Here is a 24,587-nt window from a genome sequence, read left to right on the forward strand (position 1 = left end):
TTTTTATCCCGTTATACGGGCCCATAATATCCCCACATACATGAACGAACCTAAAGTGGTGGATACAGTGTACCCAAAATCAATTCGAGACACCTATAAACCTCTTAATTTATAAGAGGTGCCACTCATATTAAAATATATATTGCATAATAAAGCAACCCAAATGGGCTACTAAACTTGACATGTCATCAGAAAGACAACAATTTGTAAAATATATTACTTTTTCAAAACACTATCCTTCAGTATCTTACTATATCACACGAAAATAAAGTGGTATTTTTTTGTAATCTTTACTTTATTTTCATCAATAAAAAAGATGCTTTTACCTGTGTAAAAGCATCTTTTTTATTACCTATTATAATTTACTTTTCGTTCTCTTCTTTTTCCTTATCAAACCATAATAGCTCATCGTCATCAACTTCACCATTATAATTGATTAAAATCTCTTCTCCCGCTTTTATATCTTTGTAAGCAAAGAAGTTAAACGTATGATTCTCAAAGACAATATCATACGTTGCATTCGGATTATATGCATGATTAAATAACATGCCGTATCCTAACAGGAATGCCGTATGATTTACCCCATACTCAAATGCGTAGTCAGCAAGTAACGTTTTCTCAATGTGTTCATGCTGTTCATTCGGATAAGAGATAACTGGTGCTGAGTGAATCAACTCACCTTTTTTAATATCACGAGTTGCAAATACCCCTCTATTAAATTCTCCATCACTAAGTTCAGAAGTCTTAACTTCGATCATATGCGTCACCTATATAATTCTTTCTTTGAAGTATTTTATTCCGCTATTTGCGGGGTTCAACTAATAATCAGTAGCGTATAACCCACTAATTAAAGTCTCAGTTTATCTCCTTAAGCTTGGCAGAAAACGCGCAGAAAAGCAATTAAATTACTATCAACTATTCATTTAAATGAAAAAAGAACACACATAGTGTGCCCTTTTTAAGAGATATTACTTTTCTAAAATATCTTCTAGTAACTTCACTTGCTCGCTAACAGTATGTAACGTCTTCACCGATACATCATTTCGATGTTTTTCTTCTTCCACACTTGCTAACACTTCTTCCGTAGCCGCAGAAGTTTGCTGAATTACATTAGAAGCATGTGTAACATCCTTTACGATATTCGTCGTTTTAACTTGAAAACTTTCTTGATGGTCAACAATCTCTCTCATTACATCATTAATTACATCAATAAACTTCCCTAAATCCGTTACATTTGTTAAAACACTTGCTAACATTTCGTTACATTCTTCTTGTACCCTTTCTGATTTCTCTACCTGTACTTCCACCTTACTTGCTTGATTACTAAACTCCTTTAAAATACCTTGAATTCTCCCCGCAGAACGATTTGATTCTTCAGCAAGCTTTAATACTTCATTCGCTACAATAGCAAATCCCTTTCCATGCTCGCCTGCTCTTGCCGCTTCAATATTTGCATTTAAAGCTAGCAAACTCGTCTGACTTGAAATATTCGTTATTACATCTACAATTTCATTAATTTGCTTCGACTGCATCATTAAATCTCTAAATATAATTCCTGATTGTGAAACAACATCATTTAAACTTCTCATATTCGCTTCAAAATTTCGTAAAGTATGTACACTGCCCTTTGAAATTTCTAAACTTTCATCCATACGAATTGATGCATTTCTTACTTGAGAAATAATTTGTTCAATATTCCCCTCCATATCGTTCAATACTTCTACCGAACGATACATCATCTCTGATTGTGATTGGGTACCAACTGCCACTTCTTCAAAAGCGAAATTAATTTCACTCATCGACTCCATCGATGTATTCATATTTTGTCTTAAATGATTGAAATTACTATCTAGTTTCACAACAGTTTCCTCAATAAGTCTTTGAGTCTCTTCTAGCTCCTGAGCTTTCCTCATCACCTCTTGCTTCTCATCACTTAAACGAGCTAGCAGATTAGAGCCAATTTTCGTTACGCCCCACATAGCGATCGTTACGATTGCTAACAAGCTTGCGAAGTTTGCAGCTTCAGATGCCGCTGTATAAGCAAAAAATTGCTCTGGCCAATAACTACAAAGAATAAATGTGATAACAACCGCCACTCCGCCTAGAATTATAACGAGACGTTCACTTAAATAAATAAGTGAAACTGCTAATGTAAAATACACCATTTGAAATACAGCCGGACTTTCATTAAAGGCTTGCACCATAATGAAAGACATAATAAGCAACATAAATGTCATGATATATTTATACATCGCTCCCATGCTTTCTATAAAAGTAAGAAGCGTTCCAAATACAACAACAGAAATACCACAAACCCAAAACGCTATTGCTCTCTCTGTAAAAATATATCCGTAATACCCAATCGCAATTACTCCAAGAAAGAAACTACAAATCGTGATAAACAGCAATAAATGATTTTTCTGTGATTCTTTCTCAAGGTTAGAAAAACAAGTTCTCTTTAACCACTCCATATATGAAGCCCCACCTTCTACTTATACATATCGATTACTTCAGCTTAAATACCGCACTCACTGGGTTATGATCACTATTCTCAAACTTTAAATCTTTCCCTTGTACATTTACAATCTCAACATTCGGTGAAACGATAAAACCATCAATAATCGTGACGAAGTTTTCACCCTCCACATATTTCTTCACATCATCTCTCACCGTCATAACAGACGGATCTACAGCCCACTTAAAGCCACCATCAGTAAAGTCCTTTGGTAACTCTACTAACCACTCAGGACGCTCTTTCACAAACTTCGGATCACTTAGCTGAGCGCTAGAAAGTAATTGATTCCAATCTCCGCCCATAATTACGTAATCACCATTTTTATAATGCTTGTTCATATATTCTTTTAAAAACTCTACTTGCTGCTTTCTAATTTTCCCGCCTTCATCATAAGCAGACAAATGTAAATTTACGAGTCTAACAAACTTCCCATTATTAACAGGAATTTTGTGCTCAACAATCGCTCGATCTAAATCAAACAAACGCTTTGGCCAAGGCTCCATTCCAGGAAGCTGGAACCTCTCCGCTGTTTGAACTTTATATTTAGAAAACGTACTTAATCCAGCCTCCGCATATCCCATTGGACTTGTAATTGGGACAGGGACCCATTTTGTATCATAGTTCTTCCCGAATGACGAAGCATAATCCGGTAATCCTTTTTTCAAAAATTCATGCCCATTTACATCAAAAGATCGCATTGATTTTATATCGACTTCTTGTAATAACGCAAAATCACTATTCTCATTTTGTAAAAACGAAAGCATATTCTTTAAGTTCACTTCAGTCTGTTCTTTACTACTTGAACCAGATCCCTTTCCGCCATCCATAAAGAAATCTTGATCCTTATCTAATCCAGCATATCCAATATTAAATGTTGTAACTTTAAACTCATTGTCAGGCGCTAATACACGCTCCTTATTATTTCCCACCTTCAAACTTACAACATCAGCCGGCTGTTCTTTTGTAAGTGTCATATATCCTAAAAATCCACCTACAATTCCCGCTCCTACTAAAATACATATAAGTACTATTTTTAATAATTTCTTCAAATAAACGCCCCTTTTCTAAAACACACAACTTAATTTTCTCTATTTTCAGTTAACTGAAACTGAATGACAGACATACGAAATATTTTATCACATCGAAAACCCTATATCACTATATTTAGTTTATAAGTAATGATTCTTGCTCTTAAATCATCAAAAAAAGACAAAACACCCCAACTTCTTCACTGGAAATCAAACGCAATGTTTAGTACACTATATGTAATAATCATAGGCGATGGAGTTCGCCATAAACGCTGCTTAGCTAATGACTCCTACCAGTATAACTACTGGTAGGAGTCTATTTTTTTGAGCAAGCTATTTAAAGAGGTGAGAAAATTGATTTATATTATCGTTGGCATTGCCGGTATATTAGGAGCCCTTTCTCGTTATTATTTAGGTCTTACTATTCATGAATTTTGGCATCATTCATTTCCATTAGCTACATTACTCATTAACTTAGTCGGCTGCTTCTTATTAGCATGGCTAACTACGTATATTGCTCGGCTAAACATCTTACCTTCGGAGGTTATCACAGGCATTGGAACTGGATTTATCGGTTCCTTTACGACGTTTTCAACATTCAGTGTAGAGACTGTGCAATTACTCAATCTTTCTGAATGGGGTACGGCTTTCTTATATGTATCATGCAGCATACTTGGTGGTCTCATTATGTCTGGTCTTGGCTATACACTAGGTGATTTCTTAATTAAGAAACATCTTACGGAGGGTGATCACTTATGATAGAAGCTTTATTAGTAGCAACTGGAGGTTTCTTCGGTGCTATTACACGATTTGCAATTAGCAATTGGTTTAAAAAAAGAAATAAAACTTCATTTCCACTTGCTACATTTCTCATTAACATAACAGGGGCGTTTTTACTCGGATATATAATTGGCAACGGCGTCACTACAGGCTGGCAGTTATTATTAGGCACTGGATTTATGGGTGCCTTCACTACATTTTCAACATTTAAATTAGAATCTGTTCAGCTTCTCAATCGTAAAAACTTTGGCATACTATTTCTATATTTAAGTGCCACTTATATGATTGGTATCCTTTTTGCATTCCTTGGCATGAAGCTAGGCGGAATATAAAAAAGAAAGCGACTCTGATCAGTCGCTTTCTTTTATAAGAAGTATGTTCCGCCATATGGAATGGAAAATAAACCAGCTGGATGCACATCATAATGTACAAATTGCATTGGAAACTGTGAATACGGCATATACTGACTTTGCATCATTTGTGTTGCTTGTGCTTGCTGCTGCATTTGAATAGCCTGATACACAGCATGAATTGTTCCCTGTGCTCCGGCTAGCGTAATAGCTGCCCCTACCTGTCTACCATTATAAAAATAATGATTCATCATTATTCAGCTCACTTATTATTTTTCTTCCATATAGTATGTTTCTATTTCATAGTGAGTGTTTTGTCCCGATTTATGGATCCCTCACTAATTAAACTCCATTTTATCTATTACTTTTTTTCAGCTTTGAAGTAATAAATCCAAATAATAATACACCAATACCACTAAGGAACAATACATAACTTATCGGTACTAGGAAAAAGAAAGGTTCTTCAAGGAATCCATTCGCTCCTACTTTGCTGTTTGAAGCATGTATAGTTAAAGAAATAATCGCTAAAATCATGAAAGAAATAGCCACTATGTATTTATTTATCATTTCACATTCTCCTCTATTCATATAATTACCCTTAGATTGTTAACATCATATTATCCAAAATAACATTAATAGTCAATAATAATTTATTGTTTTACAATAAATTATTATTGACTATATTGAAAACAAAAAGATTTGCGAAGCATCTTACATTGTCTTACAAACCTTTTCAAACATAAACATTTACACTTCAAACCTCTTACTCACTACAACATAAATCGCACACAACAGCACGAATATCCCAGCATAAATCAACAAAATTTCTACACTAAACATATCAGCCAATGGACCAAATATGATCATTCCTAAAGGAAGTGCGCATGAATTAGCGATTTGTACAACACTAAACATACGCCCATGCATAGAAGGTTCTACTTTTTCCTGCAATAACACAGTAACTGGTGTATTGAAGCACGGCATTGTTATACCAATTAAAAAATTAAATACTAAATACATAATAAATATGGGTGCAATTCCTAGTCCAATCATAAGTAGTCCATACAACGCACAAGCTAGCGCTGTTGTATGCATACGATTACGGAAACCACCCCATGCCGCAATTAATACGCCACCAGCTGCTGCCCCCGCACTAAAAGTCATCTCACTAGCAGTAAGTCTCCACATTTCTGCACCGAAGGAACGGGTTACCATTAAAGGTGTTAAAAAGGCAGCTGGGCTTATTAAAATCATGACAATGATTAATAAAACGAGTAGCCTTTTAATAAATACATTTTCTTTTAAATAAGCAAAACCTTCTTTTATGCCTTGTAGATTAGATTTTTGCTTACTCTCTGCATTCACATGTCTCTCCACTTGAATAATAAACATAATACTAATTCCAATCATAGCCGTAATAACATCAATAAAAAATGTCGTTTCAATGCTAGTAACAGAAAGAATTGCGGCACTTGCCGCCGGTGAAAGAAACATAATTAAAGATGTAATACTACTATTTATCCCATTTACTTTCATAAGATAATCTTTCGGAACAATTTGTGGAATTAACGCATTCACAGCTGGCGTTTGTATCCCTGTCCCAGCTGAACGAATGAGTAGTACTATAAAAAGTAGCCAAATACTTTTATATCCTGTTAAAAATAAAACTGCTAAAACTAACGTAGCAATTGCTATAACCCCGTCCGATAACATAATCATCTTTTTACGATCGTAACGATCAATCCAAACACCTGCAAACAAAGATATCGCAATTTGTGGTAGGAAACCACAAACGGTTGAAATGGTCAACATTAACCCTGACGATGTGGTTAAGGTGATATACCATATAATCGCGTATTGCACGAGAGAGGAACCGAACAACGAAATAGTTTGAGCAGTCAAAAATATAATAATTTTCTTTTTCCAATCATTTCTACTCATATGTTTCACACCCCCTTAACTAATCCTGTCTCTATATTAAAAATACTATCTGTCCAATCAAGATAAAAACTTGCTTCGTGAGATACGAGTATAACGCTCCCCTTAAATTGTATTAACGCCTTTCGCACAGCTTCTTTCGCTTCCGCATCTAGATGATTTGTCGGCTCATCTAAAATTAAGAAATTACAAGGTGATAATAACAATCCGCATAATTTAACCTTTGATTGTTCACCACCACTCAACGTACGAATTTCTTGTGAAACATGAGTATCCTTCACACCACATGCAGCTAAATGATGACGTATTTCCTTCGTATTCAGTTTTGGAAACTGTTCCGAAATAATTTGAAGCGGCGTTAAAGAATCATTGCGCCAATGTAAATCTTGCTCATAGTAACCCATCTTTATTTGCTCTGAAAAATGAAATTCTCCAGAAATACTAGCAATATTTCCAACGATTGTTTTTAATAAAGTAGATTTCCCTACTCCATTGAATCCTGTAATAACAAGTTTTTGCCCACCCATTACTGAAAAATTCAACTTTGGTAAGAGAGCAAAATCGTAACCAACTTCAAGGTTATTTACTTCAAGAACTATCTGAACTGAAATGGGAAGTTCCTGAAAATGAATAGACGGTTTATGAGTAAAACTTGGTGGTGCAATTCTTTCCATACGTTGCAACTGCTTTCTGCGTCCTTGTGCTATTTTTGAATTTACTCCAGCGATATTTCTACGAATATACTCTTCCGTTTTTTCAATTTTCTTCTGCTGTGCATGATATTGGCGAATATAATCTTTTCGCAAATGCTCCTTTTGTCTTACAAAATCTGAGTATTTGCCGTAATACTTCTTCACCGTTCCAAACTCTACATCACATATGCAAGAAGTTACTTTCTCTAGAAAATCAAAATCATGTGATACTACAATAAACGCCCCTTCAAAATTCATTAAATAATTAGCAAGCCATTCAACATGCTCTTTATCAAGAAAGTTTGTCGGTTCATCTAGTAATAAAATATTAGGCTCTTCTAATAAAAGCTTTGCTAAAATCACCTTTGCCCGTTGTCCTCCGCTTAATTCACCAATAACACAATCCATCCCAATAGCGTCAATACCTAAACCGGCTGCCACCTTATTTATTACGCTGTCTACTGAATAAAAATCACGAGCCTCAAGCTGCTCTTGTATTTCAGCTACTTTCAATAGTTGATTCTCATCTCCAGTCATCGCACTTTCTTCATATAACGTATTCATTCTCTTTTCCATTTCAAACAAATCATAAAAGGCTCGCTTTAAATATTGTGCAATGGTATAGCTCCCATCAATTTCTGCATATTGATCAAGATGTCCAATTTGAATATTAGGTTGCCACTTAATGCTCCCTTTATCAGAAATAATTTCCCCCACCAATATTTTCATTAATGTGCTTTTTCCTGCACCATTCTGCCCAACAATCCCCATATGTTCTCCTTTATGCAAATCAAAAGAAGCATTTTCGTATAATGCTTTATCTATAAAACTATGTGATAAACTTTCAACTTTAAGTAAACTCATTTTTATTCCTCTTTTCCTGAAATTAAAAAAAGCAGAGAGGTAGCGTCATTCGACACTAGCCCTCTGCTTCGTGGTTTTTCCCATACTACTCCAATTTACAGTAAAAGCTCATTGGAATAATATACACAAAGGGCCATAGACAAAGCATTGTCTATGGCCCCTTAATCTATTTTATGCATCAGCTGAATAACCATAACGAAATAAGCATAGGTAAACTATACTTTTTTTGAAAAGTTATTCAGCCGATGAATATAGGGGATTTATGCCCCTTGATTAAGCTCCGTACAACGCTTCACCGTATACATTTGTGCGGAGCAAAGTTTTCTAATGAGTTTTACAAATTTTATATAAAGCATGTTCTGCACCTTCCTTAATACTTAAAAGGGATTTTAGCATACAGTTTTACGAAGCGTCAACATTACTTCCAAATCATTCAACTACTTGCTTTCAAAATATTCCTTCTGGAACATGCACATTCTTATCGCATTATGATAGTTACCATCAACGAAAAACTCGTCGAGAAGTTCACCTTCCACCATAAATCCAACCTTTTTATAAACATGTACTGCTTTTTCATTTTCCTTATCCACCACTAAATAAAGTTTATGCATATTTAATACAGAAAAAGCGTAATCCATCGCTAAACGCGTCGCTTCCGCTGCATAACCATGTCCTTGATAATTCGGATCAATAATAATTTGGAATTCAGTTCTTCGATGAATATAATCGATTTCCACTAACTCGACTAATCCAACCATCTCATTATCTTTCTCCAGGATAAAACGGCGTTCACTTTGATCATGGATATGTTTATCATATAAATCCTGTAGTTCTACAAAAGCTTCATACGGCTCTTCAAACCAATAAGACATAATATGTGCATTATTATTAAGTTCGTGTACAAACTTTAAATCTTCCCGTTCTAAAGGACGTAACTTTAATTCCTGACTCATTTCTATAACCTCCAAGTAAAAGAAACCTCTTCACTTAATTTCTCAATTTTTTTCAATTTCAAACGCCCTATTTTCATTGTAAACTTTCAAGTAACTTGAAGGTCAAGACATAAAAAGTAGTGCAAGCTACGTCTGCACTACTACTCTTTTCTCAAATCTCTCATATTTGATATGTATAAAGCAATGACTAAAACAAGAATTGCTCCTGCGTATAATAACGTCTCCATAGGTTCCTCATGAGATACAATAATTAATCGAATTAAAGCTGTAATTCCGATATAAATAAAATAACGTAACGGGAAATGATAATTCGACTTAAAATACTTAATAATCAATGCGATGAACTCGAAGTATAAGAAATAGACGATGATACTTTCAACCAATTTATACGATGTATATTCCTTTGTTGAAAATATGTATTGAATAAATGTGATAGTCTCGTTAATTAAAAAGATAGATAATACAATGGATAATATAATTAACGCTATATTCAATATCCACTGCAAAATGCTAGCTATGTAATGATCGATATTAAACTTCATTTTCTCTTTTAGCTCCCCTTCGTATAAGTACTTATTTATTATAGCAAAATTATACTTACAGAAATGTTAAATCATATGTGATCGTCCTCTTTCACTATCACTTCACCATTAGGATATTTATGCTCAATATAACCGCTACCCCAATTACAAAGTACTTTTAAACCTTGTTTTAATGATTGTCCCTGTTCTGTAAGGGAATATTCCACTTTCGGTGGCACTTGATTGTATACTTTTCTAGATACGAGCCCATCCTTTTCAAGCTCTTTCAATTGCTCAGTAAGCATCTTTTGTGTAATACCAGTTACCAACCTTTTTAACTCACCCGTTCTTGTCGGTCCACTTGTTAAATGATATAAAATGTGGGATTTCCACTTTCCTCCGATCACATCCAAAACGACTTCAATTCTATTGTTATACTCTTTTTTCATACTGAACTCCTTCTGTATTTTGATAGGCACTTTCTCGTGCCTATGTCACGAGATGGTGTCTATATCACGGAAAAGTGCGTACTTTTCATAGTACCTGTACTATACCATAATGATGCATGTAAGCAACTTAGTGGAGGTATTTAAAAATGAAAAAAGAAAATCGTACTGCAAATTTTTATGATGTAATTCGTGAGCGTCGTTCCGTTCGTTCCTATGATCCTTCAGTTACAATCTCTAATGAAGAAATTAAAGAACTTTTAGAAGAAGCAATGTTAGCACCAAGTAGTTCTAACTTAAACCCATGGCGTTTCATGGTAATTACAGATCAAGATTTAAAAGAAAAGCTTCATCCAATCGCATTAAACCAACCACAAGTGTTAGAGGCATCAGCTATGATCGTAATTTTAAGCGAAAATAACGCCCATGAATTCGAACATATCAATAAAGTAAATGAGCGTGCAGTAGCTGCTGGATTCATGACAGAAGAAATTAAAACTAGACTAAACAACAGCATTCGTGAGTTTTATGCACCTGTCAGTGACCAAGGAAAAAGAGAATGGCAAATGCTTGATGGTGGTTTGCTAGCTATGCAATTGATGCTTGCTGCAAAAGCGAGAGGATATGATACTGTCCCAATGCTTGGCTATAACGTTGAAGAATTCCGCAAAACATTTAACGTTCAAGAAAACTTAACTGACGTTTTAATGATTGCATTAGGCAAAGCAAAAGAGCCCGGATTTCCATCAGTTCGATTAACTGTAGATGAAGTAACATCTTGGAATGGCGGGTTTTAATCACCGTGTTTATCGTACTTTTGGAATGAAAGTACGATAAACACTATTAATGAAACTATGATGGTAGCAACCATAACCATAATCATAATGCAAAACTACAACCTTACCGACTACTTGCAAAAAAGAAAGGCGGAGAAAACAATGCTTGAAGTTTTAAATCGAATTAATGAACTAGCCAACAAACAAAAAGAAGCAGGTTTAACAAAAACAGAATTACATGAGCGTAAAGTATTACGCGGGGAGTATCTTCAAATTATTCGTGGTCAAATCAACACCACTGTTACAGGATTAAAAATATTAGATCCTTTAGGAAATGACGTGACACCTGAAAAATTAAAAAAACAACAAAAGCTATCACTAAACACAGATAACAATGCATGAAAATACCAAGATTTTTTGTTACTTAATGATTCGTCTAAGTAAACATGCGATTAGATGAATCATTAAGTTAACATTACATACCTCATCAACATATCCTTAAAACTTCTAGTTCTAACTTAAAAATCTACAAACAAAAAACCATCCCCCGCCTCTCCGGCAAGTTATGATTTTCAGTCTACAATACCACTAAGTTAATCATTAGCTTATAAGTTTTCCACAAAACGGAAAACAAAGTCACTATAACCTCCAAAGAAAAGAAACCTTATTTCAACTTTCCTATTGATAGATTAACACGATAGTTCCCGTACTTTAATAATCGTCCTAGAAAGTTATCTAATTCTTCATTGGAAGCAAAATGTGTTTTTAATAAATAACACCCCTCACCACTTATACGGTGTACTTCAGAAATCCCTTCTTCTCCTTGAAAGAAATTCATAAACTCTTGGTGATTAGCTGTTGTTACGAACAAAGTAACAAATGCAGTCACTACTTGTCCTAATTTGATTCGGTTTATTGCAATTGTATACTGTTCAATAACCCCTAAATCTTCTAATCTTCGAATTCGATTTCCTACGGCCTGCCCCGTCATATGTATTTTTTGGCCAAGCTCTTTCCATTGTATTCTTGAGTTTTCTCCTAATAATTTCAGTATCTCAAAATCTGTTTGATCAATGATATAAACCAATCCTTTCACCGTGAAAGTAGAAAGCCCGAAAGTGTTTCGCCAACTTATTCTGCTTATCGATACAATTCACTATACTTAGTTTATCCTCTTACATCACATTATTTATCAGGTATATTTACTTATAACACAGAGGACGCAACAAAAAAATACATCTAGATTTAAAGGAGGTTACAAATATGTTATTACAAGAAATTCTATCGTTCAATGAACAATTTGTAGAAAATAAGGAATACGCTCCTCGTGAAGCGACAAAAATGCCTAAAAAACGTATGGTTGTTGTTTCTTGCATGGATGCTCGTTTAATTGAGCTACTTCCAAAAGCTTTAGATATACACGATGGTGATGCAAAAGTTATCAGAAATGCAGGTGGTAAAATTGCTTCTGCTTTCGATAGTGTTATGCAAAGTGTTGTCGCGTCAGTATACGATTTAAATGCAGATGAAATCTTCCTTATTGGACACCATAGATGTGGTGCGAGCCAAACGAATCCAAAAGGAACACTTCAAAAAATATTAGATCGTGGAGTAGCTTCACCAGAAATTTTATCAGCAATTGAATATGCTGGTGTTGACCTTGAAAAGTGGTTATTTGGATTCGATGATGTTTGCGATTCAACACAAGCTAATGTTGATTTAGTAAGAAATCATCCACTTATTCCAAAAGATGTTCCTGTACATGGTTTAGTTATTGATCCTCATACAGGTAAATTAGATTTAGTAGTCGACGGATATAAAACATTAAATGGTATGGAACATTAATTATTACTTAAATGAAGGGAAGTTATTAGATATGAATAGACAAGAAGCTACGCAAAAAATTATGGAAGCAAAAATTGCAAAAGGGTTAACATGGGAAGAAATTTCAAAAGTAAGCGAAAACTCTGAGACTTGGGTTGTAACAGCATTATTAGGACAAGCTACAATGACACGTCCGGAAGCAGAAAAAATCGGTAAACTATTAGAATTAGATGAAGATGTAGTTCAAGCATTAACAGTAGTTCCACTTCGCGGCCAAGTAATGCAAATGCCTCCTACTGACCCAATCTTATATCGACTATATGAAATGATGTTACAATACGCACCAACTCTTAGAGAATTAATCTTAGAAAAAGCTGGCGAAGGTGTAATGAGTGCAATTAACTTCAATCTAGGTGTGGATACACAAGAAGATCCAAAAGGTGGCGATCCTCGTATCGTGATTACACTTAACGGTAAATTCTTACCATTCCGTACATGGTAATTAATTTTAAATCTATATATATAATTAAAATAATTTTATAGATTTATAAAATCCATCCTTTTTAATCTAACTGTATAGAAAGGATGGATTTTTACTATGAGATTCTTTTTCGACAAAGGAGAATAATATGAACAAAAAATACTTTAATACGAGCTTTAGTATTCTACAGTGGTTTGTGTTTCTATTAGCAAATGCAATTGCATTACCTATCATTATTGGTGGCATATTTCATTTATCAATTGAAGATATCTCAACATTAATGCAGCGAACTTTTTTAGTCGTGGGAGTAAGTTCATTTATACAAGCATGGTTTGGGCATCGCTATCCCATAGCAGATGGTCCAGCAGGTTCATGGGTAAGTATATTTGTCATACTGGGACAAGTAGCTATGCATCAGGGACAAAGTGCAAAAGACGTGTTGCAACTTTTAGAAGGTGGGTTAATTATTGCAGGTATATTACTCTTCGTTCTTGGTATAACAGGGCTTGTTCATCGAATCTTACGTTTATTTACCCCTTTAGTTACAGGAACCTTTCTTTTAATATTATCTCTTCAGCTTAGTGGTGTGTTACTAAAAGGAATGATGGGATTACAAGGACCTGCAATTCATCCTGACTATACAACAGCTACTATTGCTCTCTTTGTTTTTGCCCTTATTACTTTCTTATCAATTAAAGGGAAAGGATGGATGAAAAGTTACGCTGTGTTACTTGCCATTTCATTTGGTTGGCTTTTGTATGCTTTATTAGAAAAATCGCCTCATATGCCTTCACACACACCGTTAGTTAAGTTACCACAGATATTTGCTTGGGGCATGCCTAGATTCGATATTGGAATGACTCTAACTGCAATTTTATTTACATTTCTTTTAGTTGCAAATACGATTGCTGCTATTTCGGCTGTAAAACAAGTGGCTCCATTATCTAAAGAAAATGAAAAGCAAACACTGAACCGTGGTGTATGGGTCGGAGGTATATCACATATTATCTCGTCGTTGTTTTCTACAATTGGAATTGTACCATTACCTGCATCAGTAGGATTTATTCAACTAACAGGACAAAGAAAAGTGAAGTCATTCCTTATAGCAAGTCTCATATTAGCAGGAATTTCTTTTATTCCCTCAATTGTAAGCTTTATATCCTTACTTCCAGGCCCTATTGCTAATGCTGCACTTTTAGCAACATTTGTCCAAGTAATAGGCCTTTCATTTCAATCAATTTTACGTGAAGAATTAAAGCAACGCCGATTAACTATATTAGGAATTACATTATTAATCAGTTTAGGAATAATGTTTCTTCCAGAAAGTGCATTTAGCGGCATTCCTTCTTCCTTACAATATGTGTTAAGTAACGGACTACTCGTAGGTACTATGATCGTTATTTTGCTAGAACAGTCTTGGAAAGAGTAAAATTTGTGACTAAGTAAAAAAGCGCCCTGATTACAGGGCGCTTTTTTATACCTAATGACTAATACTAGCCGTTGGGTATAATGTTGTTCCTCCAATTGAAACTTTTATTTCATTTGTTAATGGAACATTTTGTTCATTAATAATTGTTCTCCACCATTCCCATGCAAGACCAGTACATTCTCTAGCTACGATTTTTATATTTTTTGAATTTGGTGGAAGAGGGATAACTGTAGAGTAATGAGCTGTTTTGTCTCTGCCGCTACCATCCCATGTTTTATGTGTTAGTACTTCTTTCCCATTTTGATCAAATGTGAATTCATCCCAAGATACATCAAATTGAGCAACGTAAGCACCGTAATGATCAAGTGTCATTTTAGCACTTGAATATTCTGTAGTTGTCGTCTCAATATAATCTGTATTGTTATGAACAGCAGCAGTTGCATTATCTTTTAAGAAAGTGCTTGTATATGAAATTGGATATGCTGGATTTTTAAGACTTAATTCAGCATTATCTTTAATGATATTTCGGATTTCATTGAAATCTTTAGTAACAACCTTGTTATGCTCTTTCGCATCTCCGCCTAATACTACAGCAGTAAAGGTACTTTCTTCAAAAATATCTTTATACTGTCCACTCGTTTCGACGCTGTTATTCTTAAGTAAGGCTTTAAAAGCAGCTTGTACATCTTTACTCTTAGATGTTGTTTCTAATTTTACATAAACAGTTCTACCATAAGCTACATTTGAAACCATAACAGGTGGAGCCGAATTACTTACACCTTTACGAGTTAACTCACCAAAAGTAACACTATTATCAAAAAGATCGGATGGATTGTTAGGTAGTTCAGCACTTACGGTATAAAATATTTGCTTATATGCCGCTACCATCACTTTCTTCTCTCCATTTGCAACCGCATTAAAATCGATATTTAGACTGTTATCAAGATATTTAGCGTTAACGTTAAGGGCACTTGCGATTTGTGATTTACTATAAACCATAGATTCTGTATACTGCATTCTTGCAGGTAACGTATGTGTTTTAGAATACTTTTCATTCCAAGTAGATACTAAATCATCTACTGCTCCAGCCACATTACCATATGTCGGATTTTGGACAGTAATTGTATTTTCTTTTCTCATGCCAGGTAAGTCTATACTAATATTCAAAGGCTTTCTCTTAGCCACTAATAAACTCGGTTGATTGTCTGCAAAAGCTTTATTTGCAAGTTGTACCGCTCCTGGATACGTACGATTCACCACAGAATCAATAATCGAAATATCGACTGGTGAAGTTGTAAGTGATTTTTTCTCACGTTCCACTACTACAAATTTACCATTTGAATTGATGCTTTCTTTCGGAACAAAACTCTCTACCTTATCACCATTTACAGCTAAAACCTCTTGATTATTATATTTAAGATTTGCTATACCAGTATCAATGCCACTAGCATTTTTGATTACATCAGTTACATTACCTACTTGTGTTTCTGCGAAGGAAATAGATGAATAATTAATAGTGCATAGACTAACTAATAAACATGCAAGGAACTTTCTTCTTTTAGTGTTTTTCTTAATATTCAGAAAAATCACCCCGTTCTTTTTTTAGTAAGATATGATAATGATTGATAAATGATTGCTAACTAATAAACCTACATAAATGCTTTTAAAAGTTCTTGAATTAACGGGATTACGCCACCTACAAATTTCAAAACTGCCATTGCGATTTCCATATTATTTCCTCCTTTTTTATTGCTACGAAAATGTGATTAATCTTTATGCCCTCATTATAGTGACCCCTTATAATTTTATCAATACACTCTTATATGCAATATTACATATTAAGAACCAAGCTGAATTCTTATAAAAAGTTATACAGAGATAAATTTTTCGTTTGGTAGATACTTAAAAAATTGAAGCATTCCTTTGCATTTTATGAGTAATCACATAAAAAAAGCTGCTGCCTATAAACTACAGACAGCAACTTCAACTAGAGTAACTTGCATAATCTACACAAGCTACAGTATTTTTTTACACTTTATAACTAATAAACAGCGATTGGACCATAAGGACCATTGAGAATTTCAATTTTTGTTTCAAAAATATCTGTCAAAATCTTTGGATCCATAACCTCTTCTACTGTTCCAAAAGCAGCAATTTGTCCATCTTTCATAGCACAAATTTTATCTGAGTATTTGGCTGCAAAATTGATGTCATGCATAACAGTCAAAATTGTTCTTCCAAATTCATTAGCCGCACGTCTTAAATGCTCCATCATTTGAACAGAACGAGCAACATCCAGATTGTTCAGAGGTTCGTCTAAAAGTACATATTCAGTCTCTTGGCACAATACCATCGCTACATATGCCCTTTGTCTTTGACCACCAGAAAGCTCATCTAAATATCTATTCTCTAAACTAGTTAAATCTAAGAAATCGATATATTTAGAAATGATAACCTCATCTTCTTTAGTTAATCTTCCCTTTGAATAAGGAAAGCGCCCAAATCCAACTAATTGTCTAACAGTAAGCCTCGTTACAAAATGATTTTCTTGTCGCAATATAGTCAAAATTTTTGCTAAGTCTTTTGATTTAGATTCAGAAACATCCATATTCGCTACCTGAATTTGACCTTCATCCATATCTAAAAGTCTTCCAATCATCAAAAGTGTCGTAGACTTTCCAGCGCCATTTGGTCCAATTAAAGAAGTAAAGCCTGCTTTTGGTATTTCAATATCCAAAGGTCCTATTTTCACCTTATCAGTATAGAACTTTTTAACATTATCGATTTTTATCATAAAGCCCTCTTCCTTAAAACTATAGTTAAGAATATGATTCCACCAAATAATTCAATAATAACTGAAACTACACCTTGAGCATGGAATACATGATACATTAAAAAGTATGCACTCGTCATTATTAAAAATCCTATAGCAAACGCCATTGGGAAAATATATCTATGATCATAAGTTGACGCCGCCTGATAACTCAAAGTTGCTACTAAAAAGCCGTAGAACGTAAGTGGCCCAATTAGAGCGGTTGAGATAGACATTAAAATAGCTACTAACACAAGCGTATAAATTACACTAGGTTGATATTTAACCCCAAAAGAAGTAGCAACATCCTTCCCTAGTGACAAAACATTCAACTTCTTAGAATGAGCAAAAATTAATAACGCTACAATTATGATCATAGGAATTACAACAGGAAAATATGCAGGGTCTGCATGATTAACAGAACCAAATAATCTCGCTTGTAAAATATCAAATTCTGAAGGCGCAAGTAGTTTTCTCATAAAAGTTGACACAGAGTTTAGCCCGGTACCAATAATAATTCCAACTAAAAGCATAAGTTGTAAATTCCCGTATTTACCGGAAAGTAACCATCCATAAAGTATCAAACTCATCAAGACCATCACAACAACTTGAAATAAAAATGATCCAATTCCATTAAAGTTTATTAATGCACTAGCACCAAAGAAGAATATTGTACTCGTTTGAATTGCTGAATAAAGTGATTCGAAACCTAAAAGTGAAGGAGTAATAATCTTATTATTCGTAATGGATTGGAAAGCAACTGTCGATAAGCTATGGCAAACTGCAGCAATAATCATCGCAACAATAGCTACTATTCTTCTCTTAACAACTGGGATAAAAGAAGGTGAATCTATCGGAACTGGATTGTTATAAACTAAAAGTCCATATGAAGAAAGGAGACCTAAAGCAATCAATGTTGTCAGTACAATCCAATAACGTCTTGCTTCCTTCTTAGAACGAAAAGCACTAGCTGATCTACTTTCATTATGAAGGCTAGAATCGACTTCGACATTTTCTTTATTTCTATAATCTAATGTGATCATCGCAGCCTCCTTGGTTTTCTTCGTCTCAATAGAATAGTAATAAACACGACCGCTCCCACTGTTGCAAGTATTAAAGAAACAGGTAATTCAAACGGCTTTATAATTGTTCGAGAAATGATGTCACAGGCAGTTATTGTCCCCATTCCGATCACACATACCCAAGGTAAATTACTCCTAAGATCATCGCCTCTAAACATGGAAACAATGTTTGGAACAATTAAACCTAAGAAAGGTAAATTTCCAATAACAGCTGCAACAATTCCAACAGCAACAGAGATAAGACCAGTCCCAAAAAGAACAATTCTATTGTAATTAACGCCAAGGCTTGTTGCCACATCTTCCCCTAGTCCAGCTAAAGTCAATCTATTAGCATACATAAAAATAAACAAAGTAACGATAACAATCAGCCATAAATATTCATATCTTCCTACCTGAACAGTAGCAAATGAACCTACGAACCAAGTTTCAATACTTTGCGTCATTTGAAAAAGAAGTCCCATAAACGTAGACACTGCAGAAATAACTGCTCCAAGCATCAATCCAATAATCGGGACAATTAAAGAAGAACGAAGTTTAACTCTTCTTAAAAATAAAAAGAAAATCATAGTTCCTATAAAAGAAAAAATGATTGCGCCAGTCATTCTTTGAACTAAAGTCGGGGCAGGAAATAATAAATATACAAAAAGCAGGCCTAAGCCTGACCATTCAATCGTTCCCGTTGTAGTAGGTTCAACAAAGCGATTCTGTGTAATGAGTTGCATTACGAGTCCTGCCATCGCCATTGCAGCTCCAGTAAGCATTAATGCAACTGTTCTCGGAACACGAGTAATGAAAAACATCTCCATTCCGTCCTCTTGTCCACGAATATCATAAACTCCGGTAAACAGTGATATAACCCCTAAAATTATAACAACTATAACCGCTATTATAAAAGGTTTTGTCCATATTTTATTGTGATTATAAAACTGGGGTTGAGAAATATTCTCAACCCTAGAAATCATATTTTTTGACACTGTTTCGTACCCCTTTACACTACTTAGCTAAAGTTTTTGCAATATTTCCAAATAACTCTACGTAAGTCTGAATTGATTCATTTGTGTAAGTATCTGCTGGTGCATAAATAACTTGTTTTTTAGAAACAGCAGTTGTATTTTGAAGAGCTGGTGATTTAGAAATAACATCCTGAGCAGGAGCTGACTTAGCTGCATCAGATGTTGCAGCATCACGATCTAATACGAAAAGCCAATCAGGATTTGTTTGTGCGATAGCTTCAACAGAAACGTCATCACCTTTATGACCTGCAGTAGAATTCGAAACTTCTAATGCTGGAGTCCAACCGAAAATTTCATACATTGGTCCCCAAACACGACCAGAATGTGGAGCAGCAAAACCAATATTCCCACCAGTAACGATAACACTCATAACTTTATCTTTTCCGTTATAAGCAGATTTTGCTTTTTCAATAGATTTATCAAAATCAGCTACTAATTGTTTAGCTTCTTTATCTTTAGCAAAGATTTTTCCTAAAGTAGTTGTAGAATCTTTAAGTCCTTTTACTAAGTTTTCTCCAGGCTTAGTAGCCTTCTCAGAAACATCAAAATTAAGATCAATAACAGCTGCATTTGGCACTAATTTTTTGATTTCTTCGTAATGATCAGCAAATCTTTGACCAACGATTACAAGTTCAGGATTTGCCGCTGCAATAATTTCAAGATTTGGTTCGCGGTGATTCCCGATATTTTTAACTGAATCATCTTTTTTATATGCTGAATCCGCAGGCATGATATCCTTTGGAGCAGCCGCTAATTTAATTCCCCAATCAGCTAAAGTTTCAAAAGTTCTATTATCTAAAGCAACTACATTCTTTGGATTTACAGGGACTTTAACAGTTCCATGAGCATCAGTGATTTCAACCGTTTTTGGCTTATCACTACTATCACCTTTATTAGCTTTCGAAGTTTCCTTACCTGAATCTGAGCAAGCTACTAACATTAAAGTGAAAATTGCTAGAATACTTACTAATTTTAAAAGCATAGTTTTTTTCATACGTATACTCCTTATTATGTAATTTAGTTCGAAAATGATGACGTCCATAGATTGAATTAGATAATAACTTTCATGTATCTAAATTGCTATTGATAATCATTTTCATTTGAACATCCTGTAAATAAGTATAGTCATTAATTCTGTGAAAATCTTGTGAATGGTGTGAGTTAATAAAATTAAAAATAAATTAGATACGGTCTCAACTAATGCACACCAGATCCATCCCCCGCACGTACTAACCGATAGATTAGCACCTTATAAACCATGATTTCTACTGCAAAAAAATGCCCATTTCTGATAGCAATCTTCTTTTAATATTTCACAGAAACTATTTTATTATCTTATTTTTATCATTCAATCATTGAATAGCCTCTGCCATGTATCGTTTGAATATATCTGTCTTTCTTCTCGCACTTTAATTTTTTTCTTACATACCCAATATATAAGTCTACTACATTTGGATTTACTACTACGTTATATCCCCAAACCTGATTCAAAAGCATTTCACGGCTCAATATTGTATTTTTATTCTTGATTAAAAATACAAGTAAATCGTACTCGCGCTTCGTGAGCGAGAGATTTTCACTACCTTTTTTCACAATATTGCTAGATGCATCAACAAAGAGATCTTTAAACTGAAAAAAGTTTATCTCATTTTGCTGGATATAGTCACTTCTCCTTAAAATTGCTTTAACCCTTGCTACTAATTCTTCTTTCGCAAATGGTTTTCTTATATAATCATCAGCTCCTGCTTGTAACCCTGCTATGCAATCCTTGCTAGAAATATTGTCGGTCACAATAATGAGCGGTGTCGTTTTAACAAGTCGTATTTGTCTACAAATTTCTGGTCCCGATATACTTAATGAATCCCAATCCAATATGATAATATCCCAATCTTGTTCATATATTATATTTAAACCCTGGTTTTCATTGTGAAGTTTTAAAATGAAAGAGCCTTCTTGCGTTAGACCGCTTACGATTTTCTTCGCTAAAGACCGTTCATTCTTAATTACTAACACCTGCTTCACCGATGGTTCACCTCTATTTCAATATAACTTAGTTAGATAAAAATAATTTAAGATTTGTAAATATTAAATTCCTAAAAAAGCCATTATAACAGCTTATTAGGAGAACTCTATATAATCTTACAATAGATATGAATAGAAACACAAAGGATATGAAGATTTAAATACATATTATTTAATCATTAAGGGTAGCTATTATAGTAACTGCAATTTGTTTCATCATTGATATTTATTATTTTATTTGAAATATAATAAAAGCATTATCTACAGAAAAATTTCAACATATTAAAAGCCAATTTTCTGTTAAGAAAGTTGGCTTTTAATTAGTAAGATTCTTATGCAACATGAGCGAAATTATAAATTGTTCCGTAAATTATAGTACAACTAAAAAGCCCTGTAGGTGGATAAGCTTTGCTAAAAAATCTTTTTAAATTTGCAAAAAGACGAAAACCATTTAGATCTCCGCCTTCACAATATTCTCACCTTATAGTTGATGATTTACAAAAGCTAAAATCATGCCAACACAAAATGAAATAAATCCAATTAGAACTAAAGGAAGAGTGAAGCCCCCCCAAGCAGGTTTATTAACAAATGCCCTTATTCTAAAATTAATTCTTGCTAAAGACATGATAACGATACCTGCTATTGATAAAATTGTAGTTAGATAAGTCATTTATAACGATACTCCCCTTTTATGTTGATTTCGTATTTCCGGAAATTATCTGTTTTAGCAACATATTCTCTACTAAACTTACCAATTTCTTATTACTGAATTGACAGCGTTTCTTCTTCCCATATGTCATATAACAACATAGTTTCTCTAATGCCCTTTTAAAGAATTTAAGTTATATTGAAATATAAATACTAGGGATTATAATATAGAAGAATTGCACTACGAATTATCTGTGCAGGTGTTACAACCTCAATTCGCTTCTAATAAAAAAGGACAAACCAGACGGTTCGATCCTTTTGTTTTTATAACACACTCTCTTATTTTCTAAAATGTCTTAACCTCTTTGCTCTAACACAGCTACTAGTTAATTTGTCCTAACTCATTATGAGGTACCGTTCAATTTGTCTACGATACCTTTATCTATTTTTGCTTGATCTACTTTAGCTATTTTAGAAACAATCCCACGACGATCTTCCCAATCAATCAAATAATATTGATTTTTTTCCAATTTATCTTGTACGGAAATTTGCAGTTTTCTTTCTTCCCCTTTTTTATCGTACACCTTCTCATCGTAAACATGATACGTAAGAACTTCTCCATTACTCAATTTTTCGTTTTCTACTTTAGAATCCGTCATTACTTTTACATAATATTGTTTAGTTGAATAGTATCCATTCCCTGACTGCAGATAGTAGAAAGCCCCTCCTACTATAGCTAATAATACAAAAATTCTCATGATCCATTTCATACGATAATACCTAACCTTTCTGCTCTACTTGTAAGATTTAAATTCATTAACATATAAATCTTCCTTACCTTAAGTATGCTTTATCTACCAAAAAGGAACAATTCAGTTTCCTTACACCCACATTACACTTTTGTAATCCTATCATTCTGGATTAAAACGTTGTTATCATTTTACAAAAACAAAACAAGCATAGTTTTATCGCAAACAAAAAGAACCATAACCTCGCCAATCTGGCAAAGTTATGGTTCATGTTATACAATGTTACTTTACCTATAAGTTTGCCACAATTAGAAGCATAAACTTGCCGGAATTTGCTTATTGTAGAAGATATTTATCTAATTGTGCAAAGAAAATGGAAGCATAACTTTGCCGTGCGTTAATTATTAATCCATAAGCTTGCCATGTATTTTATTAATGTAGATTATGAATAATGTTTTGTCTAATTGATACTAATAACCTCGATAAACGAGCAAAAAGAAAGAGCGTGTTATAATCAAAACATGCTCTTAACTTATTTAATTGAATCATTCATTTTTAAAAAAATCTGATCATTTCTGTCGTTCTTCTTTCATTATGCCCCCCTTTTGTTGAATAATGAACTCAACAATTCACTATAATATTAAATTGTTTTCATCTTGATTAATTTTCAAATTTATGTATAATATAAGATAATTATATATGTTAAATGTTTTCTAGGGTTCCGCAATAAACTAGTGTTATTGGTCTGGTCCAAGAGAAAACTCACAGCTTTGCTGTGTCACGGAAGGATAAAAGCCTGGGAGAAACTGTTTAACAGTTATCTCTCAGGCTTTTTTTGTTTTTTTTGTTAATAATAAAATTGGAGGTGTCTTTAGATGAGTAAAGACTGGATTAAAGTATTTGTTGCTGCTTTCTTTGAAATCTTTTGGGTTATTGGTTTAAAACATGCTGATGACTTTTGGACATGGACAGGAACTATCATCGCTATATTTTTAAGCTTTTATTTAATGATTATGGCAGGAAAAAAGCTTCCTGTAGGAACTGTTTATGCTGTTTTTGTTGGGCTAGGTACAGCTGGAACTGTCTTTTCTGAAATCCTACTCTTTGGTGAACCATTTAAAGTAGGAAAAGTGTTATTGATTTTATTTTTATTAGCTGGAGTAATTGGTTTGAAATTAGTTACAGATGACAAAGTTCAGAAAGGTGATGAATCCTAATGGCATGGATTTCTTTAATCTTAGCAGGTTTGTTTGAAATGTTTGGTGTTGCTATGATAAATAAATTGCATAAAGACCAAAATTGGCAATCATTAGCTTTGTTAATTCTCGGATTTGGCTTAAGTTTTATTTTTCTTGCTTACGCAATGGAAATACTACCTATGGGGACAGCCTATGCAATTTGGACTGGAATTGGTGCGTCTGGTGGTGCAATTTTAGGCATGATTTTATATGGCGAATCAAAAGATTGGAGAAGGGTTGTTTTTATAGGTATGGTTTTAGGTGCCGCAATAGGTCTAAAACTTGTTTCATAAATGACCTTTTAAATTGTACTATGAAGAAGATAATCTGTTTTTATTAAGCAAATTATCTTCTTCATTTTTTATTTTTATTCAACAAAATGTCCCTTTAATGGAGTAACTTTATTTATTACTACTCAACGGTCTC

General features: G+C 33.9%; 28 protein-coding genes and 2 riboswitches. Of the genes, 9 read left to right on the forward strand and 19 right to left on the reverse strand.

The annotated features are described in order from the left end of the window. Positions 1-362: 362 nt before the first annotated feature. From KZZ19_RS24950 to KZZ19_RS24960, 3 genes are all read right to left on the reverse strand, one after another. Positions 363-758: an SET domain-containing protein gene (locus KZZ19_RS24950; protein ID WP_000573650.1), complete on the reverse strand. Its 396-nt coding sequence runs from the start codon at positions 756-758 to the stop codon at positions 363-365. Between the two features lie 210 nt (positions 759-968). After that, positions 969-2,471, reverse strand: coding sequence for a DUF4077 domain-containing protein (locus KZZ19_RS24955; protein WP_237981300.1), 1,503 nt, complete (start codon positions 2,469-2,471; stop codon positions 969-971). A gap of 34 nt (positions 2,472-2,505) precedes the next feature. Then, positions 2,506-3,564: an endonuclease/exonuclease/phosphatase family protein gene (locus tag KZZ19_RS24960; RefSeq protein WP_237981299.1), complete on the reverse strand. Its 1,059-nt coding sequence runs from the start codon at positions 3,562-3,564 to the stop codon at positions 2,506-2,508. 219 nt (positions 3,565-3,783) lie between these two features. Beyond that, positions 3,784-3,843, forward strand: a riboswitch (Fluoride riboswitch). A gap of 54 nt (positions 3,844-3,897) precedes the next feature. On the opposite strand from KZZ19_RS24960, the gene crcB (KZZ19_RS24965) reads away from it, so the two are divergent. Together crcB (KZZ19_RS24965) and crcB (KZZ19_RS24970) are read left to right on the forward strand one after the other, a co-directional pair. Beyond that, the gene (gene crcB / locus KZZ19_RS24965; RefSeq protein ID WP_140392599.1) at positions 3,898-4,302 is read left to right on the forward strand and encodes a fluoride efflux transporter CrcB; all 405 of its coding nucleotides are present in this window, start codon (positions 3,898-3,900) and stop codon (positions 4,300-4,302) included. Beyond that, on the forward strand, positions 4,299-4,655 hold the full coding sequence (gene crcB / locus KZZ19_RS24970) for a fluoride efflux transporter CrcB (protein ID WP_237981298.1): 357 nt from the start codon (positions 4,299-4,301) through the stop codon (positions 4,653-4,655). Before crcB (KZZ19_RS24965) ends, crcB (KZZ19_RS24970) begins: the two co-directional genes overlap by 4 nt. Positions 4,656-4,687: 32 nt before the next feature. Here the strand turns inward: crcB (KZZ19_RS24970) and KZZ19_RS24975 are convergent, their stop codons facing one another. The 7 genes from KZZ19_RS24975 to KZZ19_RS25005 all read right to left on the reverse strand — a co-directional run bounded on the left by KZZ19_RS24975 (position 4,688) and on the right by KZZ19_RS25005 (position 10,090). Further along, the gene (locus tag KZZ19_RS24975; protein WP_237981297.1) at positions 4,688-4,927 is read right to left on the reverse strand and encodes a DUF3947 family protein; all 240 of its coding nucleotides are present in this window, start codon (positions 4,925-4,927) and stop codon (positions 4,688-4,690) included. 100 nt (positions 4,928-5,027) lie between these two features. After that, positions 5,028-5,261 (reverse strand): DUF3955 domain-containing protein, encoded by a 234-nt coding sequence (locus KZZ19_RS24980; protein ID WP_237981296.1) that lies wholly within the window; start codon positions 5,259-5,261, stop codon positions 5,028-5,030. A gap of 159 nt (positions 5,262-5,420) precedes the next feature. After that, a complete protein-coding gene (locus tag KZZ19_RS24985) occupies positions 5,421-6,614 on the reverse strand; it encodes an MFS transporter (RefSeq protein ID WP_237981295.1) in 1,194 nt (397 codons plus the stop codon). Positions 6,615-6,619: 5 nt separating this feature from the next. Beyond that, complete coding sequence (locus tag KZZ19_RS24990; RefSeq protein WP_237981294.1) at positions 6,620-8,167, reverse strand: ABC-F family ATP-binding cassette domain-containing protein; 1,548 nt, start codon at positions 8,165-8,167, stop codon at positions 6,620-6,622. 437 nt (positions 8,168-8,604) lie between these two features. After that, positions 8,605-9,120, reverse strand: coding sequence for a spermidine N1-acetyltransferase (speG, locus tag KZZ19_RS24995; RefSeq protein WP_016085620.1), 516 nt, complete (start codon positions 9,118-9,120; stop codon positions 8,605-8,607). Between the two features lie 140 nt (positions 9,121-9,260). After that, positions 9,261-9,662: a phosphate-starvation-inducible protein PsiE gene (psiE, locus tag KZZ19_RS25000; RefSeq protein WP_087983029.1), complete on the reverse strand. Its 402-nt coding sequence runs from the start codon at positions 9,660-9,662 to the stop codon at positions 9,261-9,263. 71 nt (positions 9,663-9,733) lie between these two features. Then, positions 9,734-10,090 carry a winged helix-turn-helix transcriptional regulator gene (locus tag KZZ19_RS25005; RefSeq protein WP_237981293.1) on the reverse strand — a complete coding sequence of 119 codons (357 nt, stop codon included), beginning with the start codon at positions 10,088-10,090 and terminating at the stop codon, positions 9,734-9,736. A gap of 146 nt (positions 10,091-10,236) precedes the next feature. On the opposite strand from KZZ19_RS25005, the gene KZZ19_RS25010 reads away from it, so the two are divergent. After that, entirely contained in the window at positions 10,237-10,884 is a 648-nt protein-coding gene (locus KZZ19_RS25010; RefSeq protein WP_237981292.1) for a nitroreductase family protein, read from the forward strand. A gap of 141 nt (positions 10,885-11,025) precedes the next feature. Continuing rightward, positions 11,026-11,265, forward strand: coding sequence for a DUF896 domain-containing protein (locus tag KZZ19_RS25015; protein WP_088098342.1), 240 nt, complete (start codon positions 11,026-11,028; stop codon positions 11,263-11,265). Between the two features lie 262 nt (positions 11,266-11,527). Here KZZ19_RS25015 and KZZ19_RS25020 read toward each other — a convergent pair whose 3' ends face one another. Beyond that, positions 11,528-11,959 (reverse strand): Lrp/AsnC family transcriptional regulator, encoded by a 432-nt coding sequence (locus KZZ19_RS25020; protein ID WP_002019685.1) that lies wholly within the window; start codon positions 11,957-11,959, stop codon positions 11,528-11,530. 167 nt (positions 11,960-12,126) lie between these two features. Between KZZ19_RS25020 and KZZ19_RS25025 the strand changes: the two genes are divergently transcribed. The 3 genes from KZZ19_RS25025 (at position 12,127) to KZZ19_RS25035 (ending at position 14,597) form a co-directional block, all read left to right on the forward strand. Beyond that, a complete protein-coding gene (locus tag KZZ19_RS25025; protein ID WP_237981291.1) occupies positions 12,127-12,708 on the forward strand; it encodes a beta-class carbonic anhydrase in 582 nt (193 codons plus the stop codon). 31 nt (positions 12,709-12,739) lie between these two features. Further along, positions 12,740-13,189, forward strand: a complete 450-nt coding sequence (cynS, locus tag KZZ19_RS25030; protein ID WP_237981290.1) for a cyanase — start codon at positions 12,740-12,742, stop codon at positions 13,187-13,189. A 127-nt stretch (positions 13,190-13,316) separates the two neighbouring features. After that, complete coding sequence (locus tag KZZ19_RS25035) at positions 13,317-14,597, forward strand: purine/pyrimidine permease (protein ID WP_237981289.1); 1,281 nt, start codon at positions 13,317-13,319, stop codon at positions 14,595-14,597. Between the two features lie 51 nt (positions 14,598-14,648). Here the strand turns inward: KZZ19_RS25035 and alo are convergent, their stop codons facing one another. The 8 genes from alo to KZZ19_RS25075 form a co-directional block, all read right to left on the reverse strand. Next, the gene (gene alo / locus KZZ19_RS25040) at positions 14,649-16,187 is read right to left on the reverse strand and encodes an anthrolysin O/cereolysin O family cholesterol-dependent cytolysin Alo (protein ID WP_237981288.1); all 1,539 of its coding nucleotides are present in this window, start codon (positions 16,185-16,187) and stop codon (positions 14,649-14,651) included. Positions 16,188-16,638: 451 nt separating this feature from the next. Continuing rightward, positions 16,639-17,391 (reverse strand): iron ABC transporter ATP-binding protein, encoded by a 753-nt coding sequence (locus KZZ19_RS25045; RefSeq protein WP_237981287.1) that lies wholly within the window; start codon positions 17,389-17,391, stop codon positions 16,639-16,641. Continuing rightward, entirely contained in the window at positions 17,388-18,452 is a 1,065-nt protein-coding gene (locus tag KZZ19_RS25050) for an iron chelate uptake ABC transporter family permease subunit (protein ID WP_237981286.1), read from the reverse strand. The genes KZZ19_RS25045 and KZZ19_RS25050 overlap by 4 nt, the downstream gene beginning before the upstream one ends. Next, a complete protein-coding gene (locus KZZ19_RS25055) occupies positions 18,449-19,465 on the reverse strand; it encodes an ABC transporter permease (protein ID WP_097809432.1) in 1,017 nt (338 codons plus the stop codon). The genes KZZ19_RS25050 and KZZ19_RS25055 overlap by 4 nt, the downstream gene beginning before the upstream one ends. A gap of 19 nt (positions 19,466-19,484) precedes the next feature. After that, on the reverse strand, positions 19,485-20,498 hold the full coding sequence (locus KZZ19_RS25060) for a siderophore ABC transporter substrate-binding protein (RefSeq protein ID WP_016130833.1): 1,014 nt from the start codon (positions 20,496-20,498) through the stop codon (positions 19,485-19,487). A 350-nt stretch (positions 20,499-20,848) separates the two neighbouring features. Then, complete coding sequence (locus tag KZZ19_RS25065; protein WP_237981285.1) at positions 20,849-21,526, reverse strand: response regulator transcription factor; 678 nt, start codon at positions 21,524-21,526, stop codon at positions 20,849-20,851. A gap of 481 nt (positions 21,527-22,007) precedes the next feature. Next, the gene (locus tag KZZ19_RS25070) at positions 22,008-22,196 is read right to left on the reverse strand and encodes a hypothetical protein (RefSeq protein ID WP_237981284.1); all 189 of its coding nucleotides are present in this window, start codon (positions 22,194-22,196) and stop codon (positions 22,008-22,010) included. Between the two features lie 382 nt (positions 22,197-22,578). Beyond that, positions 22,579-22,944, reverse strand: a complete 366-nt coding sequence (locus KZZ19_RS25075; protein ID WP_237981283.1) for a YxeA family protein — start codon at positions 22,942-22,944, stop codon at positions 22,579-22,581. A gap of 681 nt (positions 22,945-23,625) precedes the next feature. Beyond that, a riboswitch (guanidine-I (ykkC/yxkD leader) is annotated at positions 23,626-23,728 on the forward strand. A 70-nt stretch (positions 23,729-23,798) separates the two neighbouring features. Between KZZ19_RS25075 and KZZ19_RS25080 the strand changes: the two genes are divergently transcribed. Both KZZ19_RS25080 and KZZ19_RS25085 read left to right on the forward strand, forming a co-directional pair. After that, positions 23,799-24,140, forward strand: coding sequence for a DMT family transporter (locus KZZ19_RS25080; RefSeq protein WP_120341978.1), 342 nt, complete (start codon positions 23,799-23,801; stop codon positions 24,138-24,140). After that, entirely contained in the window at positions 24,140-24,454 is a 315-nt protein-coding gene (locus KZZ19_RS25085) for a DMT family transporter (protein ID WP_120341979.1), read from the forward strand. The genes KZZ19_RS25080 and KZZ19_RS25085 overlap by 1 nt, the downstream gene beginning before the upstream one ends. The last annotated feature ends 133 nt before the right edge of the window (positions 24,455-24,587 follow it).

The organism is Bacillus thuringiensis (genome assembly GCF_022095615.2).
Classification (GTDB): domain Bacteria; phylum Bacillota; class Bacilli; order Bacillales; family Bacillaceae_G; genus Bacillus_A; species Bacillus_A cereus_AG.

Coding starts and splice junctions, on each gene's coding strand:
- KZZ19_RS24950 (WP_000573650.1), bottom strand. CDS start 758: ATGATCGAAGTTAAGACTTCTGAACTTAGTGATGGAGAATTTAATAGA.
- KZZ19_RS24955 (WP_237981300.1), bottom strand. CDS start 2,471: ATGGAGTGGTTAAAGAGAACTTGTTTTTCTAACCTTGAGAAAGAATCA.
- crcB (WP_237981298.1), top strand. CDS start 4,299: ATGATAGAAGCTTTATTAGTAGCAACTGGAGGTTTCTTCGGTGCTATT.
- KZZ19_RS24975 (WP_237981297.1), bottom strand. CDS start 4,927: ATGATGAATCATTATTTTTATAATGGTAGACAGGTAGGGGCAGCTATT.
- KZZ19_RS24980 (WP_237981296.1), bottom strand. CDS start 5,261: ATGAATAGAGGAGAATGTGAAATGATAAATAAATACATAGTGGCTATT.
- KZZ19_RS24985 (WP_237981295.1), bottom strand. CDS start 6,614: ATGAGTAGAAATGATTGGAAAAAGAAAATTATTATATTTTTGACTGCT.
- KZZ19_RS24990 (WP_237981294.1), bottom strand. CDS start 8,167: ATGAGTTTACTTAAAGTTGAAAGTTTATCACATAGTTTTATAGATAAA.
- speG (WP_016085620.1), bottom strand. CDS start 9,120: ATGAGTCAGGAATTAAAGTTACGTCCTTTAGAACGGGAAGATTTAAAG.
- psiE (WP_087983029.1), bottom strand. CDS start 9,662: ATGAAGTTTAATATCGATCATTACATAGCTAGCATTTTGCAGTGGATA.
- KZZ19_RS25005 (WP_237981293.1), bottom strand. CDS start 10,090: ATGAAAAAAGAGTATAACAATAGAATTGAAGTCGTTTTGGATGTGATC.
- KZZ19_RS25010 (WP_237981292.1), top strand. CDS start 10,237: ATGAAAAAAGAAAATCGTACTGCAAATTTTTATGATGTAATTCGTGAG.
- KZZ19_RS25015 (WP_088098342.1), top strand. CDS start 11,026: ATGCTTGAAGTTTTAAATCGAATTAATGAACTAGCCAACAAACAAAAA.
- KZZ19_RS25025 (WP_237981291.1), top strand. CDS start 12,127: ATGTTATTACAAGAAATTCTATCGTTCAATGAACAATTTGTAGAAAAT.
- cynS (WP_237981290.1), top strand. CDS start 12,740: ATGAATAGACAAGAAGCTACGCAAAAAATTATGGAAGCAAAAATTGCA.
- KZZ19_RS25035 (WP_237981289.1), top strand. CDS start 13,317: ATGAACAAAAAATACTTTAATACGAGCTTTAGTATTCTACAGTGGTTT.
- KZZ19_RS25045 (WP_237981287.1), bottom strand. CDS start 17,391: ATGATAAAAATCGATAATGTTAAAAAGTTCTATACTGATAAGGTGAAA.
- KZZ19_RS25050 (WP_237981286.1), bottom strand. CDS start 18,452: ATGATCACATTAGATTATAGAAATAAAGAAAATGTCGAAGTCGATTCT.
- KZZ19_RS25060 (WP_016130833.1), bottom strand. CDS start 20,498: ATGAAAAAAACTATGCTTTTAAAATTAGTAAGTATTCTAGCAATTTTC.
- KZZ19_RS25070 (WP_237981284.1), bottom strand. CDS start 22,196: ATGACTTATCTAACTACAATTTTATCAATAGCAGGTATCGTTATCATG.
- KZZ19_RS25075 (WP_237981283.1), bottom strand. CDS start 22,944: ATGAAATGGATCATGAGAATTTTTGTATTATTAGCTATAGTAGGAGGG.
- KZZ19_RS25080 (WP_120341978.1), top strand. CDS start 23,799: ATGAGTAAAGACTGGATTAAAGTATTTGTTGCTGCTTTCTTTGAAATC.
- KZZ19_RS25085 (WP_120341979.1), top strand. CDS start 24,140: ATGGCATGGATTTCTTTAATCTTAGCAGGTTTGTTTGAAATGTTTGGT.